The 17,183-nt window shown below is 39.2% G+C and carries 9 protein-coding genes; all 9 read left to right on the top strand.

Annotation, left to right across the window (positions count from 1 at the left end; translation table 11 throughout):
- Window positions 1–232 precede the first annotated feature (232 nt).
- The gene (locus tag M030_RS0101635) at window positions 233–3,154 is read left to right on the top strand and encodes a SusC/RagA family TonB-linked outer membrane protein (RefSeq protein WP_155860226.1); all 2,922 of its coding nucleotides are present in this window, start codon (window positions 233–235) and stop codon (window positions 3,152–3,154) included.
- 10 nt (window positions 3,155–3,164) lie between these two features.
- Window positions 3,165–4,814, top strand: a complete 1,650-nt coding sequence (locus M030_RS0101630; protein WP_027371937.1) for a SusD/RagB family nutrient-binding outer membrane lipoprotein — start codon at window positions 3,165–3,167, stop codon at window positions 4,812–4,814.
- Window positions 4,815–5,011: 197 nt separating this feature from the next.
- Window positions 5,012–6,013, top strand: coding sequence for an endo-beta-N-acetylglucosaminidase family protein (locus M030_RS0101625; RefSeq protein WP_027371936.1), 1,002 nt, complete (start codon window positions 5,012–5,014; stop codon window positions 6,011–6,013).
- 191 nt (window positions 6,014–6,204) lie between these two features.
- Window positions 6,205–7,497 carry an MFS transporter gene (locus M030_RS0101620; protein WP_027371935.1) on the top strand — a complete coding sequence of 431 codons (1,293 nt, stop codon included), beginning with the start codon at window positions 6,205–6,207 and terminating at the stop codon, window positions 7,495–7,497.
- Between the two features lie 94 nt (window positions 7,498–7,591).
- Window positions 7,592–8,563, top strand: coding sequence for a glycoside hydrolase family 130 protein (locus M030_RS0101615; RefSeq protein WP_027371934.1), 972 nt, complete (start codon window positions 7,592–7,594; stop codon window positions 8,561–8,563).
- A gap of 116 nt (window positions 8,564–8,679) precedes the next feature.
- Window positions 8,680–10,911, top strand: a complete 2,232-nt coding sequence (locus tag M030_RS0101610; RefSeq protein WP_027371933.1) for a GH92 family glycosyl hydrolase — start codon at window positions 8,680–8,682, stop codon at window positions 10,909–10,911.
- 33 nt (window positions 10,912–10,944) lie between these two features.
- The gene (locus M030_RS0101605; protein WP_027371932.1) at window positions 10,945–12,372 is read left to right on the top strand and encodes a glycoside hydrolase family 125 protein; all 1,428 of its coding nucleotides are present in this window, start codon (window positions 10,945–10,947) and stop codon (window positions 12,370–12,372) included.
- 182 nt (window positions 12,373–12,554) lie between these two features.
- The gene (locus M030_RS25190) at window positions 12,555–14,705 is read left to right on the top strand and encodes an endo-beta-N-acetylglucosaminidase H (protein WP_081806284.1); all 2,151 of its coding nucleotides are present in this window, start codon (window positions 12,555–12,557) and stop codon (window positions 14,703–14,705) included.
- A gap of 57 nt (window positions 14,706–14,762) precedes the next feature.
- On the top strand, window positions 14,763–17,180 hold the full coding sequence (locus tag M030_RS25185) for an endo-beta-N-acetylglucosaminidase H (protein WP_081806283.1): 2,418 nt from the start codon (window positions 14,763–14,765) through the stop codon (window positions 17,178–17,180).
- The last annotated feature ends 3 nt before the right edge of the window (window positions 17,181–17,183 follow it).

Raw genomic sequence — 17,183 nt, 5'->3', positions numbered from 1 at the left:
TGTGACTGTGTTTTTTAATTATATGAAAGAATAATATCGTTTTATGACAAAATAGTATTATATGGGACTGGTAACAAAATTTAGATTTGTTAATGTGAATCAAATCTTAACAAAACTTTAAATAATTTAATACATAAATGGTAAAATTTTGCCAAAAAAATAATAATTTTTCTGTATTGAATCCTAAAGTAATCTCCTTGATTCTCAATTAAATCTAACTAATCTAAGCCTTATGAGAAAAGCAGTTATACCGGTTCTATTAGTTCTTTCCTTTTATTCGAATGCTCAGGAAAGAAAAACGGCCGACACCACGAAGACAACCGATATTCAGGAGGTCGTTGTCACTTCTTTGGGGATAAAAAGACAGGCCAGATCCCTGACTTACTCCAGTCAGCAGATTGGCGGAGACGAACTTACTGAAGTGAAAACTCCCAATCTTTTAAATTCTATCAACGGGAAAGTTTCCAATGTGCAAATCAATAAGACCAATGGGGGAGTGGGTGGTTCCGTAAGAATCGTAATGCGTGGAGATAAGTCTACCAGAAATAGCCAACCTCTTTTTGTCATAGACGGTATACCGATCATCAATAATACAGGCGGTCCAGATGCTATGGTATTTTCACAGATGCCTGATACCGGTGATATTTTCAGTATGATTAACCCTGAAGATATTCAAAGTATTAACTTTTTGAAAGGAGCATCTGCTTCAGCATTGTATGGATCACAAGGAGGAAATGGGGTAGTACTGATTACCACAAAAAAAGGATCTAAAGGCAAGGCCAAACTGTCATTCACATCCAGTCTTACCTTTGATAAAGCTTATGATTTGCCTAAGCTTCAGTATAGCTATCTTCAAACTACGCCTCATGATCCTGCTACTCATTCACCAGGTTCTGAAGGCAGTTGGGGTGAAAAAGGGGCTTCTAAAGATTATCTGAAAGATTTCCTTAATACAGGAACAACTCTAACAAATAGTATTACCTTCAGTGCAGGAAATGAAAAATCACAAAACTTTTTCTCTATAGGAAATACAACGAATGATGGCATAATTCCTACTTCTAACTTTAAGCAATACAATATCAATTTTAAAAACTCCAGTAAGTTTTTGGATGATAAACTTACTCTTGAAGCAAATGTAATGGCTTCTTTACAAGACTTTAAGAACAGAATGTCTCCAGGCCGATGGTTTTCTCCTCTTACCAGCATTTATTGGCTGCCACGAGGTGTAGATTTTGATTATTATACCAGTAATTATTCATATCTGGATAAGTCAAGAAATTTACCGGCTCAAAACTGGTGGAATATTGATTCAAACGGAGTTTTCTCTACTGAAGATCAGAATCCACTATGGGTACTTAACCGGAATCCGGTTACAACAACTAACAAAAATTTCTATGGATCAGCATCTTTAAACTATGCCATCAATAGCTGGTTAAATATTCAGGCTCGCGGAAATTACAGTTATTATTTCTCTGATACGGAAAGACAAATTTCAGCTTACTCTCTTTCAACAGTTTTGCCCGGAACATATGATGGCAAAAAAAATGGAAGACTCATTAAGAATACAATTGAGCGTACCACAAAATATGGAGATGTCATATTATTAGGTTCTCCTCATATTACTGACGATATCAGTTTTGATTTTACAGTAGGTGCCAGTATATCAGATCAGCGTTCGTTAACATCTAAAATCGATAATAGCTTATTAAAGCTTCCTAATCTCTTTACTGCTAATAATTTATATTGGCCGAAAGAGCGTGATGAAAGTGTAGCATCATATACAATATACAATGGAAACAGACAGGACCAGTCAGTTTTTGCAAGTACTACTATCGGATATAAAAAATTAGTCTATTTAGATCTGACCTACAGAAATGACTGGTCATCCACACTGGCAGATCTTTACGGTAATACCAGTACCTCTTTTGATTATCAGTCGGTTGGAGCAAATGCGATTCTGTCTGATATTTTTACTCTTCCTAAAGCTGTTAACTTCTGGAAAATTAGGGCCTCATATGCAAAAGTGGGAAATGCATTGGATCCGGTGTTGATTAATCACATCAGCGGGTTTGATGCGGGAACGCCGGTTGGTTTCAGTGGCTCTCCAATTACCGGGGAGCAATTTAAAGACCTTTGGTTAAAACCTGAACTTAATAAAACTTTTGAAGCTGGTACAGAATTAAGATTTCTGAATAACAGGCTTACTTTTGATTTGACATTTTATAGATCAAATACAACGAATCAAATGCTTAAAGATGTAAGTGCAATTGGCTTCGGTGATCCTTATAATAATGGAAAAGTAACCATTAATGCCGGAAATATCCAGAATACAGGCTTTGAATCAGCTATTTCCTACGATATTTTCAAAGGCAAAAAATTTGGCTGGTCTGCGACATTCAACGCTTCTGCCAATAAAAATAAAATTATAGAGCTACTGCCAGTGAAATATTTTCAGGATTCCAATATAGGATTGGAGCTGGTGGGAAGCGGTTACAACCGTCTGAAAGTTGGTGGCTCTTTTGGTGATATCTACGGATTTGCCTATTTGAGAGATGGGCAGGGACATATTATCGTAGATAAAAACGGAGTGCCTAAGAGATCTGATAACAGAGATAATCTTTTAGGAAATCCCAACCCTAAATTTATGTTAGGGCTTAATAATTCCTTCAATATTGGAAACCTTAATGTAAGCTTCCTAATAGACGGTAAATTTGGAGGTAAAGTTTTAAGTATTACCCAAGCTATGAATGATCAGCTTGGAGTAAGTAAGGCTTCAGCTGATGCACGTGATGCCGGAGGTGTGGTTATTGAAAATGCCGTAAAAGAAGATGGAACTCCTTATACTGGTAAAACAGATGCTCAGGCATATTATTCAACTGTTGGTGGTAGAGATCCATTAACAGAAGCATATATCTACAAAGCCACTGCAATCAGATTGAGACAAGCCTCGATTTCCTACAATTTTAAACTGAATTCAAAATACCTTTCTGATGCGACGCTAAGTGTAATAGGAACAAATCTTTTCTTTTTGTATAAAAAAGCACCATTTGATCCTGAGCAAGTGTCAGGGGTAAATCCAGGTGGCGTAGGGGTGGACATTTTTGGAATTCCAATTACAAGATCATTAGGGTTCTCAGTGAAGTTAAATTTTTAAATCCGGAGTTATGAAAAAGTATTTTAAATATAAAGCGTTTTATTTATTAATGGCTACAGGTATGTTTGCCGTAAGCTGTACAAGTGAATTTGATAAAATCAATAGTGATTATACTCCCGGTTTGGGTGATGAACAACTTAACGCAGACTTCGGTCAGCTGGTTGCTTCTATGAAATTAATGCAGAGAGGTTTGGTACATTATAATCTAGGAGTGTATCAATTGCAGCAAAATCTGAATGCTGATATGTTTAGTGGATACTTCGCTACAGCTACGCCATTTAATGGGAATAATTTCAACTCTACTTATTTTATGATGGATAATTGGAATGAGAGGATTATGATTACACAGCTGGAAGATGTTCTTAATAAAAAAGATATTTTTAAAGCAGTGATGGATAAAACTTATCCGGGATATAATTTTGATAAATCATTGGCCATCATGGATATTGTTAAGGTGATTTCTAGTCTTAAAGTTTCTGATGTGCATGGCCCTGTGATTTACAGTAAATTTAATAAACCCAACAGTGATGGATCTACTGACTTTGATTCACAGGCAGATGCTTACCATTATTTTATTGCAGATCTTACAAAGGCTATAACAGTACTTCAAAATACAACTATTGCACCTGAAGATAAATCTGTAATGAAATCTGCTGATGTTTTCTATGGCGGAGATACTGTGAAGTGGATGAAATTTGCAAATTCCCTTAAGTTTAGAATTGCAATGAGAATGAGATATGCAGCACCGGCAGACTCTAAAAAATTTGCTGAGGAAGCCCTTGCTTCACCAGCGGGTCTTATCGAAAATAATATAGACAATGCTTTAATCAATTATGGAACACCTTCTCCTGCAGGAGGAGTAATTTATGATTGGGGGGATTGCAGATCTGGAGCACCGCTTTTAGCATATTTAAATGGGTTCAAAGATCCACGGATCAGTGCATATGCTTTTAAAGCAACAGATCCTGCTGCTGCAGACCAGTATATAGGTATTCGTCAAGGTATTGATTTAAAAGGTGATAAAACATTTTATGTTAATTATTCTGTGCCTTTAGCTGATGCGGCGGGAGGAGCTTACTTTGCACCTGGAAATCAAAACGGAAGAGGAAAAATATTTACTGCACCAGAGACATGGTTTCTAAAAGCTGAAGCAGCATTATACGGCTATGCTGGTGCAGGTGATGCAAAAAGTAATTATGAAATGGGGGTAAGAATATCTATGGAAGAATGGGGGAAAAGTGCAGACTACGCTGCTTATATTTCAGATGATATCTCTACAGAACAACCTTATGTAGATCCTAAAAATGCTGTAAACAATATTCCGGCAGGAAATTCAATGTTAAGTACTGTGACAATAAAATGGAACGAAACTGATAACACAGAAAGAAAGCTTGAAAGAATAATGACTCAGAAATGGTTGGCTTTATATCCTGATGGTTCAGAAGCATGGGCTGAACAAAGAAGAACAGGATATCCAATCTTATTCAAAAACATTCTGAATTCCAGTCAAGGTAATATTGATACAGATAAAATGATCAGAAGAATACCTATATCAACCAAATATCGTAATAATAATCCGGTGGGATACCAAAAGGCAGCAGCGACGTTAGGTGGACCGGATAACGGAGGAACAAAACTTTGGTGGGATAAAAAATTATAAAAAGGCAAAAACATGTAATACAGAGGCATCTCAATGCTAAAGTTCCGACAGGAGAGAAATCTCACTATTATAGTTTCGTTTTATGTCGTGATCACTTTGAGATGTCCTCTTTTCCTTCGAATATTATTTTAATACGGAAAAAACAATTATATATTTTTAACGGATTTATTTTAACAAATTACAAAAATAATATTATGATGAAAACAACTTATTTTTCTTTTGCATTATACCTGTTTTTGGTTGTAATGCTAGTTAATGGATGTAGAGGGAATGATCAGGAGTTAACTGTGTCAAAGAATGTTAATGCTGAAAACTCAGCATCGAAAATTTCCAATCAGGATTTTAGTAACCTTATTGCTTATAAAAACAGTGATCATGAGCTGTCAGTAGGTTATTACCGTACATGGAGAGACAGCGCCACAGCAAACGGTAACCTTCCAACGATGAAGTGGCTGCCGGACAGTCTGGATGTGGTGATGGTTTTTCCTTATGATACTCCACCGGATAATCCGTACTGGAGTACTCTTAAAAATAAATATGTTCCTTACCTTCATAAGCGGGGGACTAAAGTTATTATAACCTTAGGGAATTTAAGCAGCGCAACCTCTAGCGGTGGCCAGAATAATTACTCGGTGTGGGCAAAAAGTATTTATGATAAATGGGTGGGAGAGTATAACCTGGATGGTATTGACATTGATATAGAAAGCAACCCGAGTGGAGCTACACTAACAAAATTTGTTGCTGCAAGCAAAGCATTATCAAAATATTTCGGCCCGAAGTCGGGAACCGGGAAAACATTTGTATATGATACCAATCAGAATCCCACATCATTTTTTACCCAGACAGCTTCCTGCTATAATTATGTATTCTTGCAGGCTTATGGAAGAAGTACTTCTAATCTCACTCTTGTGTCTGGACTATATGCACCCTATATCAGTATGAAACAATTTTTACCGGGCTTTTCATTTTATGAAGAGAATGGTTACCCCGGTAATTACTGGAATGATATAAGATATCCTCAGAATGGTACCGGCCGGGGCTATGATTATGCCCGTTGGCAACCGGCTGGTGGTAAGAAAGGAGGCCTGTTTTCATATGCTATTGACAGAGATGCACCATTGAGTTCTTCAACGGATAATACACTGCTGGCCCCTAATTTTAAAGTGACAAAAGATCTCATCAAGATTATGAATCCTTAAGAAGGTGAGAATGTAAAGCATAGCTCAATTAAGTTAATTAAAAATCAATAAAAATATAAAAAACTAAAAATGTTCGTGGGTTTTAGACTCTTTCAGGTGGAAATGATGATGTGTCATTCTAAATTTTTCACTCTCTTTCATTAAGTCCGGAATAACATTTTGGAAACTTTTTAATATTTTTTAATTTCAATATGGGAAAAAACAACTCAGGAAACCGTCTGGTAAACCCAATCCTTTGGATATCGACGTTGTATTTTGCAATGGGAATGCCCTTTGTAACCATCAATGCCGTTTCCGGAATTATGTACAAGGATATGGGAATTTCAGATTCTCAGATTACATTCTGGACGGCACTTATTATGTTGTCATGGACATTGAAGCCGCTTTGGAGCCCCTTCCTGGAGATTTACAAAACCAAGAAATTTTTCGTTGTTTTTACTCAGTTTGCCATAGGGATTTTATTCGCTCTGGTCGCCTTGAGCCTTCCTTTACCGGGATTTTTTAAGTATAGCATTGCTCTCTTTGCCGTCATTGCTTTTTGTGGAGCCACTCATGATATTGTTGCCGATGGAACGTACATCAGTTTTCTTACCAATAAGGAACAGGCAAAATATATCGGCTGGCAGGGCGCATTTTACAACCTGGCAAAGATTATCAGCAGTGGAGCACTGGTCTATTTTGCAGGAGTGCTTGAAAAAACAAAAGGAGTTACTCACGCATGGATGATCATCATGGCAATTTATGCAGTAGTATTTTTTGCTTTAGCGATGTATCATTCATGGATTTTACCGAAAGAAAATAATGAAGAACAAAAAGTATTGAAAACAGCCGGAAATATCCGAAAGGAACTTCTGGAAGTTATCACTTCATTTTTTACAAAACCTAAAATCTTGTGGTGTATCCTGTTCATCATTTTATACCGTTTTGCAGAAGGCTTTGCCATCAAAATTGCCCCGTTGTTTTTTAAAGCGCCGAGGTCTTCAGGTGGATTAGGGTTATCTACATCAGATATCGGATTGATTTACGGGACGTACGGCTCAGCGGCATTTATTCTGGGATCTGTATTAGCAGGCTATTTTATTTCTGCCCGCGGACTCAAAAAATCGTTGATATGGCTGTGTTGTGCTTTCAATATTCCGTTTGTGGTGTATGCCTTATTGGCGCACTATCAACCGGCAGATCTTATGCCTGTAGCAGTGGCAGTCGTTGTAGAATATTTCGGGTACGGCTTTGGTTTCGTAGGCCTGATGTTGTACATGATGCAGCAGATTGCACCCGGAAAACATAAAACTGCCCACTATGCATTCGCAACCGGTATTATGAATCTCGGAGTGATGATTCCGGGAATGTTCAGCGGGATGATCAGCGACTGGGTAGGATACAAAATCTTTTTTATCTGGGTTTTAATCGCTACGATTCCCGCATTTTTGGTTACCCTGTTTGTTCCATTCCCTTATACAGAAAATAAAGAAGAACGTAGGTAGCCTACACTAAACCTCACAGGCTTTCAAAACATGTTAGGTTTAAAATAACACAATCAATTAGTAAACAATTAAAATAAAAAAGTAAAAATACTTTATGACAGCTCAATCAGTAATGATCCCATGGCAGGATCGCCCGGAAGGTAGCAATGATATCATGTGGAGGTTTTCCGAAAACCCGATCATTAACAGATATGCGATACCTACTTCCAACAGTATATTCAATAGTGCGGTGATCCCTTTTGAAGAAGGATTTGCAGGAGTGTTCCGTTGTGACAACAAAGCGGTTCAGATGAATATTTTTGCAGGTTTCAGTAAAGACGGAATCCATTGGGATATCAATCATGATCCTATTGAAATGAAGGCCGGAAATACAGACATGATCGAATCTGATTATAAATATGATCCGCGGGTGACCTTTATCGAAGACCGTTACTGGATCACCTGGTGTAACGGATACAACGGGCCTACGATTGGAATTGGATATACCTTTGATTTTAAAGAATTTTTCCAGTGCGAAAATGCCTTTTTACCTTTCAACAGAAACGGGGTGCTTTTCCCGGAAAAGATCAATGGTAAATATGCAATGCTGAGCCGTCCGAGTGATAACGGCCATACCCCTTTCGGAGATATCTACATCAGCTACAGCCCTGATATGAAATACTGGGGAGAGCATCGTTGCGTAATGAAAGTCACCCCATTTGAAGACAGTGCATGGCAGTGTACAAAAATTGGGGGCGGGCCGGTTCCTATTAAAACAGAAGAAGGATGGCTGTTATTTTACCATGGCGTAATCAATACCTGCAGAGGATTCAGATATTCAATGGGGGCAGCGTTGCTTGATCTTGAAGATCCTACGAAAGTATTATACAGAACCAAGCCTTATCTATTGGCTCCGGCAGAATTGTATGAACTTACGGGAGATGTCCCGAATGTTGTTTTCCCTTGTGCAGCACTGACAGAAGGTGATAAAGTAACGGTGTACTATGGTGCTGCCGATACGGTAGTGGCTATTGCATTCGGATATATTTCAGAAATTATTGATTTCATGAAAAAGAACTCAATCTAAAGAATATGAAGTTTTTAAATATGGAAATTAGCTTAATTCCCTTTATTATTGGGATTTTTGTAATGGTTTTCCTATTTTTAAACCAACTTTTAAATTAAATCCTGATACCTTTGATCATGAAGAAAGAATTGCTTATCTGTTTTTTTACGGCCCTGGTTTCGATGACCAACGCCCAGCAAAATAAAAATGATGTGTTATCCTGGGTAGACCCATTTATTGGAACCGGCGGGCATGGGCACACATTTCCGGGGGCTACCACGCCTTTCGGAATGATTCAGCTGAGTCCGGATCAGAATACCAAAAGCGGTGACTGGGACTGGTGTTCCGGGTATCATTACAGCAGCAAGACGATCATGGGATTCAGTCACAATCACCTGAGCGGAACCGGTTGGGCAGATCTCGGAGATATTCTGGTAATGCCTACTGTAGGCCAGGTGAAGATGGTTCCGGGTACAGAAGCCAATCCTGACACGGGATACCGTTCAACATTCAGTCATGAAAAAGAAACCGCTTCGCCAGGGTATTATTCCGTAATGCTCGACAGTTATGGAATTAAAGCAGAACTGACGGCCTCTCCAAGAGTAGGTTTTCATAAATATACATTTCCAAAAACTGAAGAAGCAAATATCATTATCGACCCTACCAATAAAATCTTTGGAAATATCTACCACACTCTGGTAAGCGTAGAAGGGAATAATAAGATTAAAGGCTATTGCTACAGCAACGGATGGGGCGGAAAACGATTTGCCTATTTTGTGATGGAATTTTCAAAACCTTTCAAATCTTACGGAGTCTATGCTGAAGGGAAAATAAAAAACAATGAAAAGATTGCTCTTGCCAAAGATGCGAAAGCTTTTGTAAGATTTGCTACAGAGAACAATGAAAGCATCGAAGTAAAAGTGTCTTTATCTCCTGTAAGCACGGAAAATGCTCAGGAAAACTTTGACACCGAAGCTAAGAATGTCAATTTCGCTCAGGCTAAAGAGACCGCACAGAGCACCTGGAGAGACCTTATCGGAAGATTTCAGGTGACAGGAGGTACAGACAGTCAGAGAAAAATTTTCTACACCGGAGTTTACCATACATTCATTGCACCTAATTTATATATGGATGCCAACGGAGACTACGTGGCTGCTCAGGAAAATATGAACACCAAGTGGTTTACCAATTACAGTACCTATTCTTACTGGGACGGGTTTAGGGCAACACATCCGCTGTTGACCATCATGGATCAGAAGCATACCAAGGAATTTGCCAATTCTTTAATCAGCAGATATACAGATCGTAAAGACCATATGCCGATCTGGGAACTTTGTGGTTACGATAACTTCTGTATGTTGGGATATCACAGTGTATCCGTAATCTGGGATGCCATTTCAAAAGGAGTGCCGGGAATTGATGCTGAAAAAGCGTTTGCCGCGATGAAAGATGCTTCTTTAACGGACAAAATGAGCAGTAGCGATGGGGGCGGAGGTTTAAATGATTATATCAAATTAGGCTATACCCCTTCTGAAAACGGAGCTTCCGTCTCTGCTACATTGGAATATGCATATGACGACTGGTGTATCCTGCAGCTGGCAGAAAAACTGGGTAAAAAAGATGAAGCGGATATATACAGAAAACGTTCCATGAACTTCCTGAATACATTCAATAAAGAAAATAATCATTTCTGGCCAAGACAAAAAGACGGGAAATTTATCCCTGATTTTATATTGAATGACTGGAAAAAATTACAGCCTCACTGGGTTTCCGGGAATATCTGGGCGTATGACTTTTTTGCTCCGCATCAGATTGATGAAATGATGAATCTGTATGGCGGTAAAAAAGGATTTGAAGAAAAACTGGATAAAACCTTTACAGAAAAACTGAACATGGAAGGGGAACAGCATGTTGATATCTCAGGATTCATCGGATCTTTAGGATTCGGAGATGAGCCGGGACATCATGTACCTTATTTGTACAACTACGCCGGAAGTCCTTACAAAACCCAGAAAATGGTGAAGTACATCCGTGATAATATGTACGCTGCAAAACCTGACGGGATTGTAAATAATGAAGATTGCGGACAAATGTCAGCATGGTATATTTTCTCTTCCTTAGGATTTTATCCTGTAACCCCGGGAAAACCTGTATATGCCATTGGAGCTCCCCAGTTCCCTAAAGCATCCCTGAAGCTGGAAAACGGAAAAACATTTACCGTGATTGCCGATAAAATTTCTGACAAGAATATCTATGTTCAGAAAATGTTCCTGAACGGAAAAGAATACAAAAGCTGGGAACTGAACCACAGCGATATTATGAATGGCGGGGAACTGAGATTTGTAATGGGAAGTAAGCCTGTAAAATAAAAGAATAAAAATAAAAACGAAATAATAGTATCAATGGAAAGGAGAAATTTTATTAAAACAAGTGCATTGGCAGGAGCCGGATTGCTGTTTACCCAAAATGTTTTTGCAAAGAATCTGATCATAGACGATTTTCCGGTTGTTCGTGTTCCGAAAGACAAAAGACATTTTACCAGTGAATCCGTAGAAAATGCGATTGCCGCTTTCAGAAAGAAAGTTAAAAATAAAGAATTATCATGGCTGTTTGAAAACTGCTTTCCGAATACTTTAGATACTACCGTTTTTTATAGTGAAGCCAATGGAAAGCCTGATACCTATGTGATTACAGGAGATATTGATGCCATGTGGCTTCGTGACAGCTCTGCACAGGTATTTCCTTACCTTCAGTTCTCAAAGAAAGATGAAAAGCTTCACAAGCTAATTTCGGGGGTGATTCACAAACAGACCACTTTCATTCTTAAGGATCCGTATGCCAATGCTTTTTACAATGACGACCAGAAGATCAGCAAGTGGAAAGAATATGATCATACCGATATGAAACCGGGGATCCATGAAAGAAAATGGGAAATCGATTCATTATGCTATCCTATCCGTTTAGCATACCACTTCTGGAAAGAGACAGGAGATACAAAACCCTTTGATGCCAACTGGTTGCAGGGGATCAAACTTACTTTACAGACCTTTACAGAACAGCAAAGAAAAAAAGACTTAGGTCCTTACAAATTTGAACGTACCACATCATGGGCTACAGATGGTGTTCCTATGGGAGGTTACGGATATCCGACGAAACCTGTTGGTTTGATCAGCTCGATGTTCCGTCCAAGCGATGATGCTACGATTTATGGATTTTTAATTCCGTCAAATTTATTTGCAGTCGTAAGCTTACGTCAGGCGGCAGAAATGGTTTCTCAGATTAAAAATGAAAAAGCTTTAGCCCAGCAACTGAACAGCCTTGCTGATGAGGTAGATGCTGCCATTAAGAAATATGGCGTTTACGATCACCCGGAATATGGAAAAATATATGCTTTTGAAGTTAATGGCTTTGGAAGTTATAACCTGATGGATGATGCAAATTGCCCAAGCTTGCTAGGTTTGCCTTATCTGGGGGCCGTGAAATCTGACGATCCTGTCTATGTAAACACCAGAAAATTTGTATGGTCAGAAAATAACCCGTTCTTTTTCAAAGGTAAGCTGGCGGAAGGAATCGGGGGGCCGCACATCGGACTGGATATGATCTGGCCGATGAGTATTATTATGAAAGCACTCACTTCAAAAGATAAAAGTGAGATCAGATGGTGTATAAACACCTTACAGAAAACTCATGGAGGAACAGGATTTATGCATGAATCCTTCCACAAAGACAATGACAAGAAATTCACCAGAGAATGGTTTGCCTGGTCAAATACATTATTTGGTGAACTTTTATGGAAAACCTTTAACGAGAACCCGGATTTACTGGCTTAGGTTAGGTATTTTGCAGTAGGTAACAGCATCCCTTTATTCCCGTTTTTTAGTTGAATTGTGTTACAAGGCTTTTTGCTCAGAAAGGCCTTGTAGGACTCTCATTGCTTAGCTAATCCGTTTTTCCCCTTTTTCACAAAGAGAACGACTAGATAAAACAAATCAAATAACTTAAAAAAAATTGTATGAAAAAAGCCTTTATTGCATTGATCCTATTGATCATTCACGTGGAATCTGTGCTTTACGCACAGCAGCTTAGCCCTATGGGAATCTGCTACGTAGAAGTAAATAACAACAATCTTCTCAACGCAGGGGCGTACAAGTTACAAACCTCAAACAGTTACCTCTTTAATGTCGTCAATATTTTTGCGGCGAATATTAATTATGACACCAGCCGTGGCAGGGCTTATCTGTACAGCAATAACAATGTCACCAAAGTACTGACTAACGCAGATACCTACATCAAACCCCTCCAGCAAAAAGGAATGAAAGTGGTATTAACAATTTTAGGAAACCATCAGGGAGCAGGAATCTGTAATTTTCCAACCCGTGAGGCAGCCAAAGATTTTGCATTACAATTAGCCAATACCGTCAATACCTATGGATTGGATGGAATTGATTTCGATGATGAATACTCGGAATATGGAAATAACGGAACCGGACAGCCAAATGACAGCTCTTTTGTAATGCTCGTTCAGGAGTTGAGAGCGCTGTTGCCTAATAAACTTATTACCTTTTATTACTATGGCCCCGCTGCTTCAAGACTTTCCTGGAACGGAAGCAGGGTAGGAGACAATGTCAACTACAGCTGGAATGCCAACTACGGATCATTTTCCGCGCCTAATGTCCCTCCGTTGACGAAAGCTCAGATTTCTCCGGCAGCAGTTTGGTTAGGAAATACTTCTAACTCAACGACGACCAGTCTTGCCAGTCAGACCAAAACAGGAGGATATGGCTTATATCTTTGGTATGATTTGAAAGGGACCAATCAGGTATCACAACTGTCTGCAGGAACTCAAACTTTATATGGAGAACAAACCGTTTTAAGTACTCCGTTGCAATCATGGACAGCGGGAACCAATTGTGATGCACCTATTGGTTTATCTACAAGCAATCTTACAGGAACAAGTGCAAAATTAAACTGGACTGCCGTAGGAACAAGCACCTATGATATTGATTATAAAGCAGCTTCATCTACTACATGGACAAGTGTAGCAACTGCTGTTAGCGGAACTTCCGTTACGGTTTCAGGATTAACAGCAAATACAGAGTATGACTGGAGAATCAGAACAAACTGTAGTGTCAAAAGTACCTATATGTTTGCTCCAAGATTTAATAGCGGAGGCGGAACAACCACCCCTACCGGTTCATATGCAGTCAGCCTTGACGGGACCAGCAAATCAGGATCAGCGGGAAATATCAGTCTAAGCGGTTCGGTATTGTCTTTTGAAGGCTGGATAAAACCCGCTTCTTTCAAATCAGGATTCCCTTATATTTCAGCCATTATGGGAACAGAAGCAGGGGATGCCAATTCTGCGTTCTTACGTTTGGGAGATGCCAGCCTGGCCAATAACAAACTGCAATTTGTACTCAGCATTAATAATGTACAACAAAAATTGGCCTCCAATACAGCATTAAATACCAATACCTGGTATCATGTTGCTGCGACTTATGACGGAACGACGATGAAACTTTATATCAACGGAACACTTGACGCCAGCAAAGCTCAGACGGGAAGTGTGAGCTCAAACGGAGCGTTCAACGTTGGATATCTATATGAAACCTCAAGGAATTTTAACGGAAAAATTGATGAGGTGCGTGTTTGGAAACGGGCATTAAGCCAGACGGAAATCAGCCAGAATATGTGTAATGTGAGTTTACCGGCAACATCGCTTGCCGCTTATTGGAAATTTAATGAAGGCAGCGGTTCATCTGTCCAGGATATTTCAGGAAACGGAGTGACATTGACCTTATCAGGAGCTGATGCTTCTATCTGGGCAGCAGATGTACCATGTACTACTTCCGCAGCAAGAACTTCAAAAAATACAGTAGGCCAAAAGATCATCGGTTCTGAACAAACAGGATTGAACAAACAGCTGAAACTGTACCCGAATCCTTTAAGCAGATCTTCCCAGCTTAGAATTTCTACCCCTGAAGATTACAACGGAGGGCAACTGAAAGTATACAACTTTACCGGAAGTTTGGTTGATACTCAGGTTTTAAAGAGTGGAAATCATGAATACAATCTGCAAAAGCTTCCTGCAGGAAATTATATCCTTCAGTTTGAATCTCAAAACGGAAGTGTAAAACAGACTGAAAAATTAATCATCAAATAAACAAATTCCATCATTGGGCTTCGGCCCAATGATTTTATCAAAACTAAAAAGTATACTATGAAAAAAACATCTATTCTTTCCGCCCTGGCATTACTGGGGGTTCAGACAGCTACCGTGCTTAAGGCGCAGCAGCTTAATAATCCCATAGGGATATGTTATGTGGAGGTTAATAATAATAACATGCTGAATGCAGGTTCCTATACTTTGCAAAACAGCAATAAGCAGCTATTTGACGTTGCCATTATCTTTGCAGCGAATATCAACTATGATGTTTCCAAAAGCAGAGCTTACATCTCGAGCAATAACAATGTTACCAAAGTACTAAACGATGTGAATACTTATGTAAAACCTTTACAACAGAAAGGAATTAAAGTATTACTGGATATTCTGGGAAATCATCAGGGAGCAGGTATTTCCAATTTTCCCAACAGGGAAGCGGCCAAGGATTTTGCTTTACAGATAGCCAATACGGTATATACCTACGGTTTGGATGGAGTAGATCTCGATGATGAATATGCAGGATATGGAAATAACGGAACCGGACAGCCAAACAGCAGTTCTTTCGTCATGCTTTTACAGGAATTGAAGGCTGCTATGCCTGATAAACTGATCACTTTCTATTATTTAGGACCTGCAACAAGCAGACAGAGCTATAACGGAGATGCAGCAGGAAATTATATAGACTATAGCTGGAATCCATATTACGGAACTTACAGCGCTCCTAATGTACCGCCACTTACTAAATCTAAACTTTCTCCTGCAGCAACCTGGATTCAGAACACAAACCCTCAGTCTACTTCTACGGCTACCCTTACCACATTGGCTACCAACACCAAAAACGACGGGTATGGAGTATTTATGTGGTATGATCTGGGAGGAACCAATGTTGCCAGTTATCTGAGTACAGGATCCAATATTCTTTATAATGAAAATACACAACTTACCGGTCAGCTATACTCATGGTCTCAGGGAGTAGCTTGTGATCCGCCATTAGGACTCGAAGTAACAAATGTAACGGGAACCTCTGCCAAGTTAAACTGGACTTCCAACGGTTCCCAGACATATAATATCGATTATAAGCCGGCCAATTCTACAACTTGGGTAAGCGCAGGAACCAATTATTCAGGAAGTAATATTGTGATCAGTAATCTGAGCCTGAATACAGACTACGACTGGAGAATTCAATCCAACTGTTCTTCAACACTGACGAGTACCTATCTTTTTGCTCCGAGATTCAATTCAGGGAACGGATGTGCAACACCTGCCGGTCTCGTATCAGGAAGCAATTTGGGAACAACTACTCAATTATCATGGGAGGCCACAGGTGCTCCTGCCTATAATTTACAGTATAAGACAACAACAGCTACAACTTGGACAGATGTTCCGGCTGTTTCCACCAATACCTACACCCTTCAGAATCTTTCACCAAACACTGCGTATCAATGGAAAGTACAATCGGTATGCAACGGTGGAACGGTAAGCACCTATTCCGCGGAAAATACATTTAACAGTGGCTTTGCCCCGGTAACCAGCCCAGGTTCAAGATCGCTGTCCTTTAACGGAAGTACCAATTATCTTAATGCCGGGCAATTTAATTTAAGTGGAAATGCAATGACATTTGAAGGTTGGGTAAAAGTGAATGCCTTCAAAACAGGATTCCCATACATCACTTCCGTAGTGGGAATTGAAGTAGGAGATAATAATTCTGCGATATTGCGATTTGGAGATGGAAACCTTGCCAACAATAAGCTGCAGTTTATATTGAGTTTCGGGTCTTCACAGGTGAAACTGAACAGTAATTCAACATTTAATACCAATACATGGTATCATGTGGCAGCTACTTATGACGGATCTTCCATGAAAATGTATATCAATGGAAATCTGGACGCCAGTGTGCCTACAACCGGAAACTTTACCGCGAACGGTATTTTGTACCTGGGAAGAAACTATGATAATTCCCGTACACTGAACGGAAACCTGGATGAATTCAGGGTTTGGAAAAGAGCATTAACAGCACAGGAGATCACAGATAATAAATGTAACGTTGCACCTGCCTCCACAGCATTGGAAGCCAATTGGAAAATGGATGAGGGAAGTGGAAACGGGGCTCTGGATGCAACGGCGAACACCCATTTTGCAACATTGACGAATATGTCAGACTCCAACTGGAGCACAGATGTAGCCTGCAATGCTTCTTTATCTGTAGAAGACTTAAAAGGACTTGCCAGCGGGAAAGAAAGCAGTGTTTATCCTAACCCTGTTAAAAAAGGAAGTGATATTCACTTTAAAATTGAAAATAATTCAGCAAGTGAAATATCTTTGTATGATATTTCCGGAAAATTGTTGAAAAAACAGCAAATTAATAAAAATATTAATAGAGTGAATACCCAGGATTTATCCCGTGGTGCCTATATTTATAAAATTATTTCAGCAGACAGACATCTATTGTCATCAGGAAAGATTATTGTGGAGTAAACC

Origin of the sequence: Chryseobacterium sp. UNC8MFCol (genome assembly GCF_000482305.1) — a bacterium.
GTDB classification, from domain to species: domain Bacteria; phylum Bacteroidota; class Bacteroidia; order Flavobacteriales; family Weeksellaceae; genus Chryseobacterium; species Chryseobacterium indologenes.
The sequence above is the reverse complement of the archived record's forward strand: the minus strand, read 5'-3'. Positions and strand labels throughout refer to the sequence as shown.